Raw genomic sequence first — 230 nt, forward strand, 5'->3', positions numbered from 1 at the left:
CCATATGATCATCTTCACGCCCTATTACTTCCTCAGCTCCCGCAGGAATGCCTGGAGCGTGCCTAAGAACTGGGCAAGGTCCAACCATTGGTTGCAGAAGGTTCTGGCCGGCACGGATAACGTGATCGAGGGTATCGAGAACATACCCGATGGGCCCTACATCTGCGCGCCCAAACATCAATCCTTCTGGGATGCCTATGCCTTCCTGCCGCAGATCGCCGATCCCGTCT

The 230-nt window shown here is 56.1% G+C and carries 1 protein-coding gene; it reads left to right on the plus strand.

Annotated elements, in window-relative coordinates; translation table 11 throughout:
- On the plus strand, nt 1–230 hold a 230-nt coding region (locus tag ACP7FG_RS13270), incomplete at both ends, for a hypothetical protein (RefSeq protein WP_439226674.1).

The organism is Idiomarina sp. ST10R2A5 (assembly GCF_051842325.1).
In the GTDB taxonomy this organism is placed as follows: Bacteria; Pseudomonadota; Gammaproteobacteria; order Enterobacterales; family Alteromonadaceae; genus Idiomarina; species Idiomarina abyssalis.